Annotated in this window: 14 protein-coding genes; 9 read left to right on the top strand and 5 right to left on the bottom strand. The window is 64.5% G+C overall.

What is annotated here, in order from left to right; translation table 11 throughout:
- The first annotated feature begins 70 nt into the window (after positions 1–70).
- Complete coding sequence (locus ACVINW_RS08190; protein ID WP_456750821.1) at positions 71–994, top strand: sterol desaturase family protein; 924 nt, start codon at positions 71–73, stop codon at positions 992–994.
- 192 nt (positions 995–1,186) lie between these two features.
- Here the strand turns inward: ACVINW_RS08190 and ACVINW_RS08185 are convergent, their stop codons facing one another.
- Complete coding sequence (locus tag ACVINW_RS08185; RefSeq protein WP_456750820.1) at positions 1,187–3,154, bottom strand: methyl-accepting chemotaxis protein; 1,968 nt, start codon at positions 3,152–3,154, stop codon at positions 1,187–1,189.
- A 362-nt stretch (positions 3,155–3,516) separates the two neighbouring features.
- Between ACVINW_RS08185 and ACVINW_RS08180 the strand changes: the two genes are divergently transcribed.
- The 3 genes from ACVINW_RS08180 (at position 3,517) to ACVINW_RS08170 (ending at position 6,273) form a co-directional block, all read left to right on the top strand.
- Positions 3,517–4,524: a c-type cytochrome gene (locus ACVINW_RS08180; RefSeq protein ID WP_456750819.1), complete on the top strand. Its 1,008-nt coding sequence runs from the start codon at positions 3,517–3,519 to the stop codon at positions 4,522–4,524.
- A 280-nt stretch (positions 4,525–4,804) separates the two neighbouring features.
- Positions 4,805–5,341, top strand: coding sequence for a TetR/AcrR family transcriptional regulator (locus ACVINW_RS08175; protein ID WP_456750818.1), 537 nt, complete (start codon positions 4,805–4,807; stop codon positions 5,339–5,341).
- 71 nt (positions 5,342–5,412) lie between these two features.
- Positions 5,413–6,273 (top strand): DMT family transporter, encoded by an 861-nt coding sequence (locus tag ACVINW_RS08170; protein WP_456750817.1) that lies wholly within the window; start codon positions 5,413–5,415, stop codon positions 6,271–6,273.
- 26 nt (positions 6,274–6,299) lie between these two features.
- Here ACVINW_RS08170 and ACVINW_RS08165 read toward each other — a convergent pair whose 3' ends face one another.
- Positions 6,300–7,160 carry a LysR family transcriptional regulator gene (locus tag ACVINW_RS08165; protein WP_456750816.1) on the bottom strand — a complete coding sequence of 287 codons (861 nt, stop codon included), beginning with the start codon at positions 7,158–7,160 and terminating at the stop codon, positions 6,300–6,302.
- 143 nt (positions 7,161–7,303) lie between these two features.
- On the opposite strand from ACVINW_RS08165, the gene ACVINW_RS08160 reads away from it, so the two are divergent.
- The 3 genes from ACVINW_RS08160 to ACVINW_RS08150 all read left to right on the top strand — a co-directional run bounded on the left by ACVINW_RS08160 (position 7,304) and on the right by ACVINW_RS08150 (position 9,760).
- On the top strand, positions 7,304–8,203 hold the full coding sequence (locus ACVINW_RS08160; protein WP_456750815.1) for an NAD(P)-dependent oxidoreductase: 900 nt from the start codon (positions 7,304–7,306) through the stop codon (positions 8,201–8,203).
- Positions 8,204–8,276: 73 nt separating this feature from the next.
- On the top strand, positions 8,277–9,125 hold the full coding sequence (locus tag ACVINW_RS08155; RefSeq protein ID WP_456750814.1) for an alpha/beta fold hydrolase: 849 nt from the start codon (positions 8,277–8,279) through the stop codon (positions 9,123–9,125).
- Between the two features lie 104 nt (positions 9,126–9,229).
- Positions 9,230–9,760, top strand: coding sequence for a VOC family protein (locus ACVINW_RS08150; RefSeq protein ID WP_456750813.1), 531 nt, complete (start codon positions 9,230–9,232; stop codon positions 9,758–9,760).
- A gap of 670 nt (positions 9,761–10,430) precedes the next feature.
- Here the strand turns inward: ACVINW_RS08150 and ACVINW_RS08145 are convergent.
- The 3 genes from ACVINW_RS08145 to lepA form a co-directional block, all read right to left on the bottom strand.
- The gene (locus ACVINW_RS08145) at positions 10,431–11,603 is read right to left on the bottom strand and encodes an acyl-CoA dehydrogenase family protein (RefSeq protein ID WP_456750812.1); all 1,173 of its coding nucleotides are present in this window, start codon (positions 11,601–11,603) and stop codon (positions 10,431–10,433) included.
- 282 nt (positions 11,604–11,885) lie between these two features.
- Positions 11,886–12,218, bottom strand: a complete 333-nt coding sequence (locus tag ACVINW_RS08140; protein WP_456750811.1) for a hypothetical protein — start codon at positions 12,216–12,218, stop codon at positions 11,886–11,888.
- A gap of 204 nt (positions 12,219–12,422) precedes the next feature.
- A complete protein-coding gene (lepA, locus tag ACVINW_RS08135) occupies positions 12,423–14,234 on the bottom strand; it encodes a translation elongation factor 4 (RefSeq protein WP_018269553.1) in 1,812 nt (603 codons plus the stop codon).
- Positions 14,235–14,396: 162 nt separating this feature from the next.
- On the opposite strand from lepA, the gene ACVINW_RS08130 reads away from it, so the two are divergent.
- Positions 14,397–15,767, top strand: a complete 1,371-nt coding sequence (locus ACVINW_RS08130; protein ID WP_456750810.1) for a YARHG domain-containing protein — start codon at positions 14,397–14,399, stop codon at positions 15,765–15,767.
- Positions 15,768–16,559, top strand: a complete 792-nt coding sequence (locus tag ACVINW_RS08125; RefSeq protein ID WP_456750809.1) for a M15 family metallopeptidase — start codon at positions 15,768–15,770, stop codon at positions 16,557–16,559.
- The last annotated feature ends 166 nt before the right edge of the window (positions 16,560–16,725 follow it).

Below are 16,725 nucleotides of genomic sequence, written 5' to 3'. Positions count from 1 at the left end.
CGAGCTTGACGATCATCGCCCGCGATTATAAAGAACGAATATTCGTTTTGTAAAGAAAGGGTCAATCGGCATGATCGGTTTTGCAAAGCTGCTGTGGCATCCGGGCGCGGGCGAGATCGCCCATGTCGAGCTGCCGTCGATCGGCGCGCGCATCGCGTTCCTGCTCGCGTCGTTCGCGATCGTGCTGCTGTTCGAGGCTGCGTTTCCGCTGTTCGGCTACGCGCGCGGTGACCGGATGCGCAACATCGGCCGCAACGCTGCCATCACCGTGATCTTCCTCAGCGTCAACCTGCTGCTCAGCCCGCTGTCGCCATTGGCCGTGCAATGGACGCTCGATGCGAAATTCGGCCTATCGCACTGGCTCGGCCTGTCACCGCTGAACCAGCTGCTGCTCGGTCTCATCGGGCTCGACCTGTTCGCCTATTTCGCTCACGTCTCGATGCACAAGCTCGGCTGGATGTGGCGCTTCCACCGCATGCACCATGCCGATCGCTTCGTCGACGTCACCACCGCCTTCCGCGAGCATCCCGGCGAGACGCTGTGGCGGATCGGCTGGCACATCTCCGGCGTGATCGTGTTCGGTACGCCGGCCTGGGTGCTGGTCAGCTATCTGACGCTGTCGGGGCTCAACGCCCAGTTCGAGCACGCCAACATCCGCCTGCCGGAGCGGCTCGACCGCTGGCTGCGGCTCGTCTTCGTGACGCCGAACATGCACAAGATGCATCATTCGCGTCACCAGCCGGAGACCGACAGCAATTATTCCAATTTGCTCTCGATCTGGGACCGGATCGGCGGCACCTACAACCGCGGCCCGCGGTTCGCGGAGCTGCGCTACGGCCTCGACGGTTTCGACGATGCCGAGAAGCAGTCGCTGCCCGGGCTGCTGAAGATGCCGTTCATGGCCAAGTGGGGACAGTCCGAAGCAGGGCCGGACAACAAGCAGCGCGGGTCGATCGATCGCTCGGCGCCGCCGCCCGTGCTGCCCTGGCCGTGATCACGCTCCAGTACTGCTGCGCCATAAGCCGAGGCGTACGCTTCCTGACCCGTCATCCTGAGGTGCGAGCTCTTGCGAGCCTCGAAGGGTGCACGGCCCCGCTGGTGGCCGTCGACCCTTCGAGGGCCGCTGAAGAAGCGGCCACCTCAGGGTGACGGATGACGGGTTAAGGTGCCTTACGACGCGCTAGAACTAAGCCGCGTTGCGCAGGCCGGCGAGGAAGGTATCGACGCTGTGCGACAGCGCCGAGGCGTGATCGCCGAGCTCGCCGGAGGTCTCCAGCACATTGCCGGTGAGGGCGCGCGATTGGCCGGCGGCCTGGCTCGCGCCCGCGATATTGCTCGAGACTTCGCGGGTCCCGGAGGAGGCCTGCTGCACGCTGCGGGCGATCTCCCGCGTCGCCGAATCCTGCTGCTCGACGGCGGCCGCGATCGCGGTCGCGATGCCCGAGATCTCGCGGATGGTGCCGCTGATGTCGCCGATCGCGCTGACGCAATTGCCGGTGGCGGACTGGATCGCGCCGACCTGGCCGGCGATCTCGTCGGTCGCCTTCGCGGTCTGGCTCGCCAGTTCCTTCACCTCGGCGGCGACCACGGCGAAGCCACGGCCGGCCTCGCCGGCGCGGGCGGCCTCGATGGTGGCGTTGAGCGCCAGGAGATTGGTCTGGCTGGCGATCGCGCTGATCAGGCGCAGCACGTCGCCGATCTTCTCGGCCGACGCGGCAAGGCTCGTCACCATCTCGGTGGTTTCCATCGCCTTGGCCACGGCATTGTCGGCGACGCGGCTCGAATGGGTGACCTGGCGGCCGATCTCGGTGATCGACGAGGCCAGCTCTTCCGTCGCGGCCGCGACCGCATTGACGCTGGCCGACGCCTCCTCGGACGCGGCGGCGGCCGCCGAGGTCCGTTCCGAGGTGCCGTTGACGCTGGTGGCGATCTCGCCCGCGACGCGCTGCATCGCGCTCGACGACTGCGCGACGGCTGCGACCATGCCCTTGACGTCGGCCTCGAACCGGTCGGCCATCTGGCGCTGCAACGCCTGCTTGTCGGCCGCCGCCTTGACCTTGTCGGCCTCCTGCGCGTCGCGCAACGAGGAGGTCTCGATCATGCTGCGGCGGAACACGTCGACCGCCCGCGCCATGGTGCCGAGTTCGTCGCGGCGCTCGCTGCCGGGGATCGTGACGCTGGTGTCTCCGCTCGACAGCCGGTTCATCACCGCGGTGATCGCGGCCAGCGGCCGCGACAGGCCGCGGCCGAGCAGGAACGCGAGCAGCACGGCAGCCGCCAGGATCGCGACCACGCCGAGGATCAGGTTGCGCTGCGCGCTCGCGGCAGCCGCCGCATAGTCGCTGGTATCCTTGATGATCTCGAGCACCGCGACCGGCTGGCCGGCATAGTTCTTGATCTGGCCGAGATAGAGCTCCACGGCGTGGCCGTCGAGCATGGCGTCGCGCAGCACGACCGCGCCGTTCATCACGCTCTTAAGCTCGTCCGGGGTCGCGACCGCGGCGTCGCCGAAGGTGGACGACAGCCGCTTGAAGCTCTGGCCGTCGAACGAGTGCACAGCGAGGTCGATGCCGAAGCGCTTCTTGGCGCGGTCGACGAATTCCTTGCCGAAGGCGACGCCGATGTCGACATTGCCCAGCGTCTGGCCGTCATGCACGACCGGGGTCATGCCGAAGATCGAAAGCGCCTCGCGGCCGGGCTCGACGCCGACGATCGGCTTGCCGGCCTTGATCGATTCCACCACCGTGGTGCGCCGTGTGGAGGCGTCGTCGCCGAAGGTCTTCGGCACGTGGACCCGGTAGAAGCTGGTCGCCGGAGCCTGCCAGAACGAAATCAGCGGGATGCCCTGCGCCTTGATTGCGGCCCAGGGGGCGCCGAGCAGCTTGCCGAGGCCGTCGCGGTCGCCCTTGGCGATGGCGTCCTCGACCGGCGGCAGCGCGGCGATCACGGCGGAGACCGCGAGCGCGGTGCGACCTTCATAGTCGATCGCCGCGATCACGCTGTCATATTGCAGCTTGAGCTGCTGATCGAGCGCGAGCCGGGTCAGCGCCCGTTGCTGGCTGATGGAGAAGCCGCCGAGGATCGCGCAGGCGACCGCAACGGTCAGTGAAATCGCCAGAATCAGGCGGGCGGCAATCGATCGAAGCGTGAACATGGGACCAGCGGAACTCCAGGCATTAGCGCCGGCCGCACAATCCCAGAAAAAGCTTAACAACCGTATGTTGCGCTGCCAAAAAATCGTGCCGGGAGAATCGTCGCCAGCCTACTTCCGTACCTTGCGTCATGGGTGGGCGAGGTACGACCCGGCTGCCTGCCCAGTGATTGCCGTTTGGCGATGCCGCGGCTAATCTTTCGATTTCCCGGAATGTGCGCAAAGTTTTTCGAACGCATCAAGCCCGGGACGGCTAGGTTGTCGGCGCGCGGAAGATTTGCGCGAAAATCATTGTGATCAAGCGCAGACATTCCTGCCCTCAAAGCATTCAGGTCGGCCGTTTTGGCGTTTGTCAGGAGGCAATCTTGATTTCCTCGAAAAGGTATTTGATGCGCGCATTGATCCTGCTGGCAATCGCGATTCCCGCCAGCGGCGATGCTCTCACGCAGGGTGTTGTTGGCTCACCCGTGGCGCAGGCTCATGATGAGCTTCCGGCCTGGGCCTTCCTGTGGGACCCGACCGTTCAGGTGCCCCCGCCCAGCGACACGCCCATCAAGCTTCCAGGTAGCGACGTCATGTTCAGTTGGAAACAGGCGCGCGACCTCTTCGTTGCGCCTGACTGGCATCCGGATGACCATCCCGCGATGCCTGACATCGTCGCGAACGGCCGCAGACCCGAGATCCGCGCGTGCGGATCATGCCATCGTGTCGAGGGAACCGGCGGACCCGAAAATGCAAGCCTCGCCGGTCTGCCAGTCGCATATTTTGTCCAGCAGATCGCCGACTTCAGAAGCGGAGCGAGAAAGATGTCGGGCTCTCAGAGGCCTTCGACGCAACTGATGCTGGCGTCGGTCAAGGGCATGACGGACGCCGACATTCGTTCCGCTGCGGAATACTTCGCCGCGCTGGGCCGCAAGCGGATCGTCAAGGTCGTGGAGACGGAGATGATTCCGAAAACAGGACCGTCGCGTCTGTTTTACGTCAAGAGCCCGGAGGGAGGACTCGAACCACTCGGCCAGCGCATCGTCGAGATGCCCGATGATACCGACCAGTTCGAACTTCGCGACTCGCGAGCGACGTTCACGGCTTACGTCCCGGTCGGCAGCCTGGCCAAGGGAGAGGCGCTCGCAAAGACCGGCGGAGCCGGCGCGACCGTCGCCTGCAATCTCTGCCATGGACCGGACTTGAAGGGCGCTGACATCGTTCCGGCCATCGCGGGGAGATCGCCGACCTACATCGTGCGTCAGCTCTACGAATTCCAGCACGGCGGCCGATCGGGAGCCGCAAGCGCCCCGATGAAACAAGCTGTCGAAAAGCTTTCGCCGACGGACATGATCGCACTGGCCGCCTATGTGAGCTCGCTCGATCCGTAACCGACGCCTTTGCAGTTCATGACTGCACGTGCTGACCCATGATACCCAGGCCAATTCGTCGCCTCAGTGCGACATTCCATTCGCTGGCGACCGCCCGTCAATGCGGCACCGGTCGTCCCGATACGGCTGACGAAGAGGTTGCATTCGTCGCACGAACGAGCCGGCCACTTGATTTAAAGACCGATTGGTCTATATTTGCTCGATGAGCAACCGAACCCCCGCGCCATTGCCCCGCGGTCGCCCGCGGAGTTTCGATGAGGACGCCGCCATCGAACGCGCGATGGGCGTGTTCTGGTCGCGCGGCTATCATGCCACGGCGCTGCCCGACCTTCTGCGTGCGACGAAGCTCTCGCGTGGCAGCCTCTACGCTGCTTTCGGCGACAAGCACTCGCTGTTCCTGCGCGCGCTCGACCGTTACATCGACGATGCCGTGACACGGTTGAATGTCGAGCTTGATCCTCGCAAGGATCCGGTGGACGGCCTGCGGGCCTACCTTGCCGGATATGTCGACCGCACGAGCGGCGCCCATGGCCGGCGCGGATGCCTGGTGATCGCCACGGCCATGGAGCTGGCCGGGCGTGACGCCGACGTCAATCGTCGCATCGCAGGCTTCTTCAGGGTCATGGAAGCGCGGGTGGCGGATGCGCTGTCACGCGCGAAGGCCGCGGGCCAGTTGGCCGATGGTGTCGATCCTGCAAATGCGGCCCGCATTCTCGTCTGTTTCGTTGAGGGGCTGCGCGTCATCAGCAAAACGGCGTCCGCCGGAGACATCACGCACGCCGCCGCCGACGCTCTGCTCGATCGTTTCATCAGGTAGGCAAATCCGGGTCCCGTCCCCGCAATCGGCTCGCCGATATCTGGACCGATCGGTCGTTAAAGGAGAATGCAATGTCTGCGATCCAGATGGCCTGCGCGGTGGCCGTTCCCCTGATCTGGGGTTACCAGTTCGTGGTCATCAAATTGGGCGTTACGGAGTTCCCGCCGTTCTTCTTCCTGGCGCTGCGTTTCCTGGCCACCGCGCTGCTGCTGATTCCGTTCGTCAAAAAGCCCACGCGTGACCAGTTGCGTCCGATCGCGGCGATCTCGTTCTTTCTCGGTGGGCTGAATTTCGGGCTGTTCTATGTGGGTCTCGGGCTCGGCTCGGGAAGCATGACGGCTGTCGCATATCTGCTCTCCACGCCCTTCACGGTGCTGTTGGCCTGGCCGCTGTTGGCGGAGCGGCCGTCGCTCACGACCCTCTCCGGGGTGCTGCTCGCATTCGCCGGCGTCCTTGTGTTGAGGGCGGAGCCCGGCCTGTCGGCAAACGGGTTGCCGCTGCTGCTGGTGGTCGGAGCGGCCTTCGCCTTCGCGGTCTCCAACGTCCTGACCAAACGCTACGGCCCATTTGATCCCTTGATGTTGATGGGCTGGTCGTCGCTGTTCACGGTGCCGCAGGTGATGCTGATGTCGCTGCTGCTTGAATATGGCCAACTGGCGAGCCTCGTTGCCGCGGATGAGCGGGGGTGGCTGGCGCTCGCCTACACGATCTTCATCGGGGGAATCGTCGGATTCGGTCTTTGGTTCTGGCTGATCGCGCGCTGCTCCATGGGCCGCGTCGCCCCCTTCGGTCTGCTGCTGCCGGTGTTCGCCCTGATGTCGAGCGCCTTGTTCCTTGGCGAGCCGATGACCCCGAAGTTGATGATCGGTGCGCTGCTGGCGATCTCAGGTGTCGCCTTGACCCAGTTCAGGCCGAGCGCGCGAACGGTTTGAATACGAAAGCGCGCTCGGGCCGCACATCATGTGGTCGCGTGCACGAGATGGTCCGATACCGTCGAGACGAACGCGCGAAGACGCTCGAGACGCCGCAGGTCCCGGTGGTATCCCATCCAAATGTCTCGCGCTGGCGGCGGCGTTGGCAGTTCTAGTCTGCGGATACCCGGGATCTGGTTGCCGACCACGCGGGGCAGGACGGCGATGCCGACGCCTTGCCTGCACATGCGCCCCTGGACGTTGCGGTTGTTCGATCGAAGGACCGGTCTCGCGTTGGGGAAACTCTCGATCAGCCACGCGATGTCAGGGAAATGGCCCGTGGATGTATCATGGGTGATCAGCCGGAAACCGGCCCCATCGCCATAGTTGGGATCAGCCGCCTCCTCGGCGATGTAGACGCCGTATTCAAGCCTGAAGAGCCGCCGCTGAATGACATCGGCAGTGTCGAACGGAACGATGCGAAAAGCGACGTCGGCCTCCCGTTGCGCAAGGTTGACTCGGCGCGTGCCGGTCAGGATCTCGACGTCGACATTGGGGTAGGCTTTCGAGAAGTCCGCCAGGATAGGAGGCAGGACATAGGCCCCGAACCAGTCCGCTGACGTGATGCGCAGACTGCCTTTGAGATTTTGCTCCTGCCCCGCAAGCCGGCGCTCCATGCCCAGCGCGCCTTCTTCCATCTGCTCGGCCAGCGCGATGATCCCATGGCCCTCGTCGGTCAGAACAAGACCGTCCGCTGTGCGCTGGAAGAGGGTGTGACCGATTGCCTGCTCAAGTGCGCGAAGGCGCCTGCCGACGGTCGGATGGCTTGTCCGAAGAGAGCGCGCGGCGCCGCCGAGCGTACCGGATCGCGCAATAGCAAGAAAGATTCGGACGTCACTCCATTCCATCTCGACACCCACACAAAACTGAACGCCGACAGTACAGTTATGTCAGTTAAAGAACAAATCTAAGCACCTAGGTTCCTGCCATCGCCCGGCAGCCTGCGTCCGATCCGGCGCAGGGCTCTGACCCGGACAACAGGAGATGGAACATGCAGATCGGCTTCATCGGTCTCGGCAGTATGGGCTCGGCAATGGCCCTGAACCTGGTGAAGGCAGGCCATGATGTTCGGGCCTGGAACCGGAGCAAGGTCGCCCAGGAAAGCGTTCCCGGGGTGACGCTGCTCGAGCTTGCGGCTGATGCATTCGAGGCTGACGCCGTCTTCACGATGCTGTCCGACGACTCGGCCATTCGGGAGGTGATCCTCGATGCCGGCTTGTTGGCAAGCGCGCAACCAGGGCTGACCCATGTCGTCACCTCGACGATCTCTGTCGCTTTTGCGCGGGAATTGGACCTCCTGCACGAAGCGGCGGGCCTCGGCTATGTGTCCGCACCGGTCCTTGGTCGACCGAACATAGCCGCGAGTGGCCAGCTCAACATCCTGGCGGCCGGGAAGGCCGATGCAATTGCCGCGATCGAGCCGCTGCTCGCCCCCGTCAGCAAAAAGGTCTGGAAGTTGGGGGAGAACCCCGCTCGGGCGAATACGGCAAAGCTCGCCTGCAACATGATGATCGCCATGGCTATCGAGGCGATGGCTGAGGGTGTCGTGCTGACCGAGAGCGTCGGCCTCGACCGTGCGGATTTCTTTCAACTCATCCTGGGCACCCTGTTCTCGGGCCGCGCCTATGAGAGCTACAGCGCCCAGATCACGGAACGATCGTTCGAGCCGGGTTTCAAAGCCAGGCTCGCTCTCAAGGACATGCGCTTGGCGACCGAGGCCAGCAACGAGATCGGACGCACGCTCCCGATGCTTGAAGCTGTCCGCGAGGGGCTCGGCAAAGCTGTCTCGGCGGGCCTCGGGGAGAAGGACTGGTCGATCATGGCCGATATGACGGTTCGGGGCGGCGACGGCGTCGCGGCGTCTGAAAACAACGCGGAGAAGAGGCAATGAACTTGGCGCATCACAGGCTTGAGCGCGGGCCACGAGCTACGTTTGAGCGTCAACATCTGACTGGAAGGCGATCATGATCGCAACTTTGAAGGGGTTTACCCAGCAGCTGGTGCCGGTGAACGGCATCAAGATCAACGCCGTCACGGGAGGCTCAGGGCCGCCGATCCTTCTGCTTCACGGCTGGCCGGAAACATGGTGGGAATGGCACAAGGTGATGCCCCTGCTGGCCGAGCATTTCAGCGTGGTGGCCATCGATCTGCGCGGCGCGGGCTTTTCCGACTGTCCGCTCGACGGCTATGACAAGGCGACGATGGCGCGCGACGCGCATGAAGTGATGGTTGCCCTTGGGCATGAACGCTACGCCGTGTGCGGACATGACATCGGCGGAATGGTCGCCTTGCCGCAGGCCGCCATCTATCGGAAGGCTGTTACACACCTGGCCGTCCTCGACGTTCCGCTTCCCGGCTGGACCGGATGGGAGACGACGACCGCAAGGCTCTGGCACTTCAGCTTCCATATGAACCGGGACCTGCCCGAGCGTCTGATTCATGGTCGTGAATATGACTATGTTTCGACCTTCATGGCGGAGCGGTTCTACGATCACAGCACCTTCAATCCGGCGGATATCGAGATCTACGCCAAGGCGATGGCGCTTCCTGGCCGCACGCGTGGCGGCATGGAATGGTACCGCGCCTTCGCCGCCGACCATGCGACTGCGCTCGAGCACAAGAAGCAACCGCTCGAGATACCCGTGCTCGGCCTGGGTGGGGACCAGCGGTTCGGTGCGCAGATGGTGCCGATGCTCAAGGAGTTCGCCACCAACGTGACGGGCGGCTCGATCGCGCGGTGCAGCCACTATGTCGCGGACGAGCGGCCGGATGAAGTCGCAGCCGCCCTGATCGAATTCCTCAAGGCCAATTGAAACTCGGCGCCGGCGCCGTCGTGGGCCGGGCAGATCACGAGGCTGCGGGCGAATGCGCCCGCAGCGATCGCGATGGATCGAATAGATAGCAAAGGAGAACTGTCATGACCGCACCCGTCATTCGCGGCGTCAATCATATCGGCATCACGGTGCCCGACATCGAAGCAGCAAAATCGTTCCTGGTGGAGGCTTTCGGCGGCCAGGTGATCTACCAGTCCTTCGGACCCCAGGATCCGCCGCGGCAGGGAGCCGAATTCGAGCGGGCCGTCGGCGCTTTTCCCGGCACGGTCGTGCGCGCGCAGGCGATGGTCAAGATCGGAACCGGACCCGATATCGAGCTCTTCGAGATGCACGGTCCCGAGCAAGCCAAGCCGATCCGGGCGAGCGACTTCGGTATCACGCACTTCGCTCTCTACACCGACGACATCGACGCATCGGTCGAGCGTTTCGAGAAGGCGGGAGGCACAGCTCTCACCGCGCCGCGCGCTATTCCCTATGCAACCGAGAAAGGTCCTGGAAACAAGGTCTGCTACTGCCGCATGCCGTGGGGCACGACGATGGAATTCATCACCACGCCGGACCGCATGGGCTATCATGACCAGACGGATCTGCGCAGGTGGCAGGACGAGGGCTGAGCAGGGCGCGAACAGAGACCCGCATCGATTAAGTCGCGGCGATGCTGACGCTGCGCAAGGCTCGACGAGCGCGCAGCCGCGACGGCTGCCGTGACGGATCGACCGCGCCGGCTACCGCGAGGTTTCCGGCACAAAGGGTTCTAGATACGTTGTTGTTACGCTCGACTTCGATCGACCAAGCCCTCAAGGCCTGGTTCACTGCAAGGTTGACCCCTATACACTGGGCTTAGTTGACACTGAGGCGTCAAAACTTTCGAGCGCCCAATTCGCTGTACAGGAGGGCACATGCGCGGCGGCGATACAATTGCCGCTTACTAGCCCGCATGACCTTTGGGGCTGGATACGGCTTCTTCTTCTCGGCTCCATGTACGCAGCGATCATCGGATCTGTCTTTGGCTTCGCTGTGCTGCACGACTACGTTTGGAAACGCGGAAATCCCCACCAGACCGTGACCTGAGCGTGTGCATGAACATGCCGCATGGCCCGTAGCCGAAGGTCCACTCGTTCGCCTGCACGTCAGTTCGTTTGTTCCGAGCGGAAAACTCCGCTCGGTTAGACCGCTCTTGACGGCTTTTGATGCCGTGGTCACCCGGCGATGTCCGGTTCGGAGGCAGAGCCTACATGGCGGATGTGCGAGCACCCCGCCCCGGTTCAGTCTGATCACCGCGCCTTAGCGCGTCGTCGGCGGCGCTGCGAGATTGCCCGCCAGGATCGCCTTGCCGGCGTCCTCGTATTGGGTGTCGCGGGCCTGGATCTGCTGGGCGATCGCGTGCATGTCGCGAAACCGGCGTTCGAACGGGTTCTTGGCGAACACCGCCGTCGCGCCCGACATGTGATAGGCGATGTCGACCACGGACGCCGACTGGTGGATGGTCCAGGTCGAGGCGATGCGGATCGCGATCCGGTGCGCCTCGGTGATCGCGTCGCCGCGGGCGAGGTCGCTCCAGACCTCGCGGGCGGTCGCATAGAGATAGGCGCGCGCCGCCCGCAGGCTCGCCTCGGTGCGGCCGATCTGGCCCTGCACGGCGTTGTTGTCGCGCATCGCCTTGAGGCCTTGCGGGGTCTTCGCCCGGGCAAGCTCGGTCGCCGCATCCAGCATGGCGCGCGCGACGCCGAGCGAGGTGGCGGCAAAGCCCATGCTGAACACCATGTTGGTGGAGAGCTTGTAGAGCGGCCCTGGTTCGCGGCACGCGGCCGGGTCGTCGCGCAACGCGGCGAACTTCTCCGGGATGAAGAGATTGTCGACCGAATAGGAATCGGTGCCGGTGCCCTTCAGGCCGATCACGTCCCAGACGTCGTACATTGTCGCTTGCGACATCGGGAACAGGATGGTGCGGATCTCCGGCGAGCCGTCGGCCTTCTTGCGCGGCGAGCCATCAGCCTCGACGACACGGACATGGGCGCCGAGCCAGCTCGCCTGCCGCGAGCCCGAGGCGAAATCCCAGCGCGCATTGGCGCGGTAGCCGCCGGGCTCGGCGCGGACCTCATGGGCGATCGCGCCCCAGGCCAGGATGCCGGGTGCGGTGTTGAAGATCTCGTCGGCCGCGTCGGGCTCGAGATAGGCCGCGGTCATGGCGCAGACACTGCACTGGCCGAGGCACCAGGCGGTCGAGGCATCGGCCTTGGCGATCTCCTCCTGCATCTGCATGAACGAGTCCAGCGTCGCCTCGGCGCCGCCGAACCGCTTCGGCAGCAGCGCGCGATACAGCCCGTTCTCGATCAGTGCTGATGTGACAGCCGGCGTCAGCCGCCGCGTCCGTTCGATCTCGTCGGCTTCGGCAATGATCAGCGGCGCCAGCGCGCGTGCCCGCTCGACAAGGTCTACTCCCTGCGGCTTGTTCATGCGTGTCCTCGGCCCGTTCTGACATTCTTGTTGGGGGCGCGCGTGATGGTGGCTCATCCCAAAGGGGAGGGCAAGGCGGGATAGCCCCGACGCAGATCAGCTATCCGTCACCGATGCGCGCCGGGATGGCAAATGCGCCCGCGCTCAGGCGGCGGCGTGGAAGTCTGATGAGATCAGGTCGAGCTGGAGCGGCGTCAAAACTTCAGCTCTCCCTTGGGAGAGGTCGATTTTTGCGCAGCAAACCGGGTGATGGGTTGCGGTCCATCGAGAGAGCAAGAGCCCTCAGCCGCACTGCCAGGCCCGCCCGATCGGCGTCCAGGTCCAGCACGGGCCAAAACTGCCGCCATTGTAGCGGCCGCGGTAGAAGCCGGGGCGGCCGAAATAGTGCCAGTCGCCGCCATACCAGTATTCCGGCGAATAGTCCGGGTAGCCGCGGGCGGCGCCGCGCGGGCCGAACACCGGAATGGTTTCGTTGCGCGGCTGCCGGTAGCCGGGCAGGAAGCCATAGCCATGCCAGCGGGTGCTGCTGTGCCGCTTCTTCGAGGAGGCGGCTGCGCTCAGGTCAGGCTGCAGCAGTGCGAGGATGACGATCGAGAAGGTGAGAATGCGCAACATGCGCGGAGCTTAGTCGGGCCGCCCGGCGATGGCGATTCAAATCATGGTGCGTTTTGTTGCTGCGACAAGAATGAGCAACAGGTGCGGCAGCGCGTCGCGCTAGCCACCTCTCCGGCTCCTTTGCATGGGGTTGTTTTCGCGATTTTTGGTTGGGGCGGAACTAGCGTGGTTGCTGTCAGGCCGGCGACGGTCCGCGGACGCGCCTCAACTATCCACCTTCAGCGCGGCAATGAAAGCTTCCTGCGGGATGTCGACCTTGCCGAACTGCCGCATCTTCTTCTTGCCTTCCTTCTGCTTCTCCAGAAGCTTGCGTTTGCGCGTGATGTCGCCGCCGTAGCATTTCGCGGTGACGTCCTTGCGCAGCGCGCGGACGGTTTCGCGCGCGATCACCTTGCCGCCGATCGCCGCCTGGATCGGGATCTGGAACATGTGCGGCGGGATCAGCTCCTTCATCTTCTCGACCATGGCGCGGCCGCGGCCTTCGGCGCGGGTCCGGTGCACCAGCATCGACAGCGCATCGACCGGCTCGGCATTGACCAGGATCTGCATCTTGACCAGATCGGCCGGCTTGTAGTCGGTCAGGTGATAGTCGAACGAGGCATAGCCCTTGGACACCGACTTCAGGCGGTCGTAGAAATCGAACACCACCTCGTTGAGCGGCAGGTCGTATTTCACCATCGCGCGGGAGCCGACGTAAGTCAGCTCCTTCTGCGAGCCGCGGCGGTCCTGGCACAGCTTCAGGACGCTGCCGAGATATTCGTCGGGGGTGAGGATCGTCGCCTCGATCCACGGCTCCTCGATCTCGGCGATCTTGACCACGTCCGGCATGTCGACCGGGTTGTGGATCTCGAGCTCGGTGCCGTCGGTCAGCTTCATCTTGTAGATCACGCTCGGCGCGGTCGCGATCAGGTTGAGGTCGAACTCGCGCGACAGCCGCTCCTGGATGATCTCGAGGTGCAGCAGCCCGAGGAAGCCGCAGCGGAAGCCGAAGCCGAGCGCGGCGGAGGTCTCCATCTCGTAGGAGAAGCTGGCGTCGTTCAGCCTGAGCTTGCCCATCGCGGCGCGCAGCGTCTCGAAGTCGTTGGCGTCGACCGGGAACAGGCCGCAGAACACCACCGGGATCGCCGGCTTGAAGCCGGGCAGCATCTCGCTGATCGGCTTCCTGTCGTCGGTGATGGTGTCGCCCACTCTCGTGTCGGCGACTTCCTTGATCGCCGCGGTGATGAAGCCGATCTCGCCGGGACCGAGCTCCTCGACCTGCTCCATCTTCGGGGTGAAGAAGCCGACGCGCTCGATGTCGTAGGCGGCACCCGTGCCCATCATGCGGATGCGGCTGCCCTTCTTCATCACGCCGTCGACGACGCGGATCAGCACCACGACGCCGAGATAGACGTCGTACCAGCTGTCGACCAGCAGCGCCTTCAAGGTCGCGTCGCGGTCGCCCTTCGGCGGCGGCAGGCGGGTGACGATCGCCTCCAGCACGTCGGGCACGCCGACGCCGGTCTTGGCCGAGATCATCACCGCGTCGGAGGCGTCGATGCCGATCACGTCCTCGATCTGCTGCTTCACCTTCTCGGGCTCGGCCGCGGGCAGGTCGACCTTGTTGAGGACCGGCACGATCTCGTGATTGTTGTCGAGCGCCTGGTAGACATTGGCGAGCGTCTGCGCCTCGACGCCCTGGCTGGCGTCGACCACCAGCAGGGAACCCTCGCAGGCCGCCAGCGACCGCGACACCTCGTAGGCGAAGTCGACGTGGCCGGGCGTGTCCATCAGATTGAAGATGTAATCCTTGCCGTCCTTGGCGCGGTAGTTCAGCCGGACGGTCTGCGCCTTGATGGTGATGCCGCGCTCGCGCTCGATATCCATCGAATCGAGCACCTGCTCCTTGCCCGCCATTTCGCGATCCGACAGGCCGCCCGTCATCTGGATCAGGCGGTCGGCGAGGGTCGACTTGCCATGGTCGATATGGGCGACGATGGAGAAGTTGCGGATGTTGGAAATCGGGGCAGTTGTCATGGGGCGCGGGATAGCATCCGCACCCCCGCGCGGGCAACCACATTGCGGTATTTTGCAGGGGTGTGACGGCGAATCACGGGGGTGTTTCCGGCAGGGTTGCAGTGATCGATTTCCGGGCATGTTTCTGCTAGGTCTGGCGGCCCGAAAATCGTGGATTTGACGATGCGCTGGACCCTTCTCGCCGCCGGATTGCTGGCCATGTTGTTCGCGGCGCCCGCGGCTGCCGACAAGCGCGTGGCGCTGGTCGTCGGCAATTCGACCTATCAGAACGTGTCGCGGCTGCAGAATCCGAAGAACGACGCGCAGCTGGTGGCCGAGACGTTGCAGCGGCTCGGCTTTGCGCTGGTCGGCGGGCAGGCCCAGGTCGATCTCGACAAGGCCGGATTCGATGGCGCGATCCAGCGCTTCGGCAGCCAGCTGATGGGCGCCGACGTCGCGCTGTTCTACTACGCCGGCCACGGCATCCAGGTGCGCGGCACGAACTATCTGGTGCCGGTCTCGGCGAACCCCACGCGCGAGGCCGATGTCGATTTCCAGATGGTCGATGTCGGGTTGGTGCTGCGGCAGATGGAAGGCGCGGGCACCCGGCTCAACATCGTCATCCTGGATGCCTGCCGGAATAATCCATTCGGCGGCCGCGGCCTGCGCGCCGCTGACGGCGGCCTCGCCCAGATCCGCGCGCCGGAGGGCACGCTGTTGTCCTATGCGACCCAGCCCGGCAACGTCGCGCTCGATGGCGATGACGGCCATAGTCCCTACACGCGCGCGCTGGTCGACACCATGCAGAAGCCGGGGCTCGACGTGTTGCAGGCCTTCAACCAGGTCGGCCTCGTCGTCAAGCGCGCCACCGGCAGCGCGCAGCAGCCCTGGGTGTCGACCTCGCCGATCGATGGCTCGTTCTATTTTGCCGGCAACGCGCCCGCGCAGGTTGCGACCGCCGATCCGCCGGCGACGGTGATCCCGCCGCAGCAGAGCCTGCCGCCGCCGAGCACGCCTCCGCCCGCGCCGCCGGTGGCGCGCACTCAATCGGACTTCATTATTCCGGATTCCGACAGCCGCCTGCTGTCGGAGTCCGATCTCAGGTCGCTCAGCAAGGACGACCTGCGGATTGCCCGCAATGAAATCTACGCGCGGCGCGGACGCTACTTCAACGCGCCGGACCTGACCGCGCGGTTCAGCAGGTTCGCCTGGTACGTGCCCCGCTCATGGGATCCGCCGCTCAACGCGGTCGAGAGCGCCAATGTCGCGCTGATCGATCGCTTCGAATCCGGCGGCGCAGCGCCGAGCGGCTTCATCTTCCCGGATTCCGACCGGCGGCTGCTGACGCCGGCCGATCTGCGGTCGCTGTCGCGGGACGAATTGCGGCTCGCGCGCAACGAGATCTTCGCCCGCCGCGGACGCTATTTCGATTCCGCCGATCTCAAGGCGTATTTCTCGCGCTTCGCGTGGTATGCGCCGAACAGCTGGAATCCGCGATTGAACGCGATCGAGGAGGCCAATGTCGCGCTGATCGATCAGGCCGGGAAGCGCTGAATGGCCGCGCGCGGGATCGCCTGCATTATTGCTCTGCTGGCGCTGCTGCCGCAGCTCGCGCACGCCGAGAGTAGCAGCGAACTGCTCGACCGCCTGGTGCGCGCCTATCCCGATGCGCTGTCCGGTCACGACGACACCACGATCACCTGGCGCGACGGCACGGTGATGCCGGTCGATGACGGCGTCTCCGACAAGTCGTTCGATCAACTCCTGCGCAATGCGTCGATCCTTGACCAGATGCGGCAGCCCTATCCGTCGGGGCCGTCAGCGCCGCCGGCTGTGAATGTCGATCCCGGCCGCTTCCGCAACGAGGCCTTCTTCAGGAAGATGTATGGCGACTGCAACACGGCCGAGGTCCGGCGGAACCTGGTGACGATCAGCTGGCTGCCGAAATCCTGGGGCAAGCCGGTCCAGGTCACCCGGGTCAACGGCATTGCCGAGCGGCTCAAGCAGGTCTCCGCCGAGATTGAGGCGCTCGATCCAGCGCTGCGCGCCGCGGCGTTTCCGATCGCGGGTGTGCTGTCTTGTCGCGCCGTCGCCGATACCGGCCGGATGAGCATGCATGGCTATGCGGCCGCGATCGACCTCAACCTGAAAGTCTCCGATTACTGGCTGTGGGCGGGCAAGGGGCAAGGCAAGGGAGAAAGCAAGAGCAAAACCATCCCCTACAAGAACCGGATGCCGCGGGAGATCGTCGACATCTTCGAGCGCCACGGCTTCATCTGGGGCGGCAAGTGGTATCACTACGATACCATGCACTTCGAGTACCGGCCGGAGCTTCTCGAAAAGTGAAGAGGCCGGCTGGAGCATGATCCGGAAAAATGTGCGGCGGCTTTCCCAAAGATCATGCTCAAAGCAAAGAGGTAGAGCGGGTCGAAGAAAAGTCATCCCGCTCTGGACGCATTCTCACGCCAAGCTGATTTCACTGGCCACAAAAACGCGCTAAAGGGCGCTGAAG

The organism is Bradyrhizobium sp. USDA 4461, assembly GCF_054055655.1.
The sequence above is the reverse complement of the archived record's forward strand: the minus strand, read 5'-3'. Positions and strand labels throughout refer to the sequence as shown.

What these genes read in the sequence shown, in the direction of transcription:
- ACVINW_RS08190 (WP_456750821.1), top strand. Translation starts at nt 71, where the DNA reads ATGATCGGTTTTGCAAAGCTGCTGTGGCATCCGGGCGCGGGCGAGATC.
- ACVINW_RS08185 (WP_456750820.1), bottom strand. Translation starts at nt 3,154, where the DNA reads ATGTTCACGCTTCGATCGATTGCCGCCCGCCTGATTCTGGCGATTTCA.
- ACVINW_RS08175 (WP_456750818.1), top strand. Translation starts at nt 4,805, where the DNA reads ATGGGCGTGTTCTGGTCGCGCGGCTATCATGCCACGGCGCTGCCCGAC.
- ACVINW_RS08170 (WP_456750817.1), top strand. Translation starts at nt 5,413, where the DNA reads ATGTCTGCGATCCAGATGGCCTGCGCGGTGGCCGTTCCCCTGATCTGG.
- ACVINW_RS08165 (WP_456750816.1), bottom strand. Translation starts at nt 7,160, where the DNA reads ATGGAATGGAGTGACGTCCGAATCTTTCTTGCTATTGCGCGATCCGGT.
- ACVINW_RS08160 (WP_456750815.1), top strand. Translation starts at nt 7,304, where the DNA reads ATGCAGATCGGCTTCATCGGTCTCGGCAGTATGGGCTCGGCAATGGCC.
- ACVINW_RS08155 (WP_456750814.1), top strand. Translation starts at nt 8,277, where the DNA reads ATGATCGCAACTTTGAAGGGGTTTACCCAGCAGCTGGTGCCGGTGAAC.
- ACVINW_RS08150 (WP_456750813.1), top strand. Translation starts at nt 9,230, where the DNA reads ATGACCGCACCCGTCATTCGCGGCGTCAATCATATCGGCATCACGGTG.
- ACVINW_RS08145 (WP_456750812.1), bottom strand. Translation starts at nt 11,603, where the DNA reads ATGAACAAGCCGCAGGGAGTAGACCTTGTCGAGCGGGCACGCGCGCTG.
- ACVINW_RS08140 (WP_456750811.1), bottom strand. Translation starts at nt 12,218, where the DNA reads ATGTTGCGCATTCTCACCTTCTCGATCGTCATCCTCGCACTGCTGCAG.
- lepA (WP_018269553.1), bottom strand. Translation starts at nt 14,234, where the DNA reads ATGACAACTGCCCCGATTTCCAACATCCGCAACTTCTCCATCGTCGCC.
- ACVINW_RS08130 (WP_456750810.1), top strand. Translation starts at nt 14,397, where the DNA reads ATGCGCTGGACCCTTCTCGCCGCCGGATTGCTGGCCATGTTGTTCGCG.
- ACVINW_RS08125 (WP_456750809.1), top strand. Translation starts at nt 15,768, where the DNA reads ATGGCCGCGCGCGGGATCGCCTGCATTATTGCTCTGCTGGCGCTGCTG.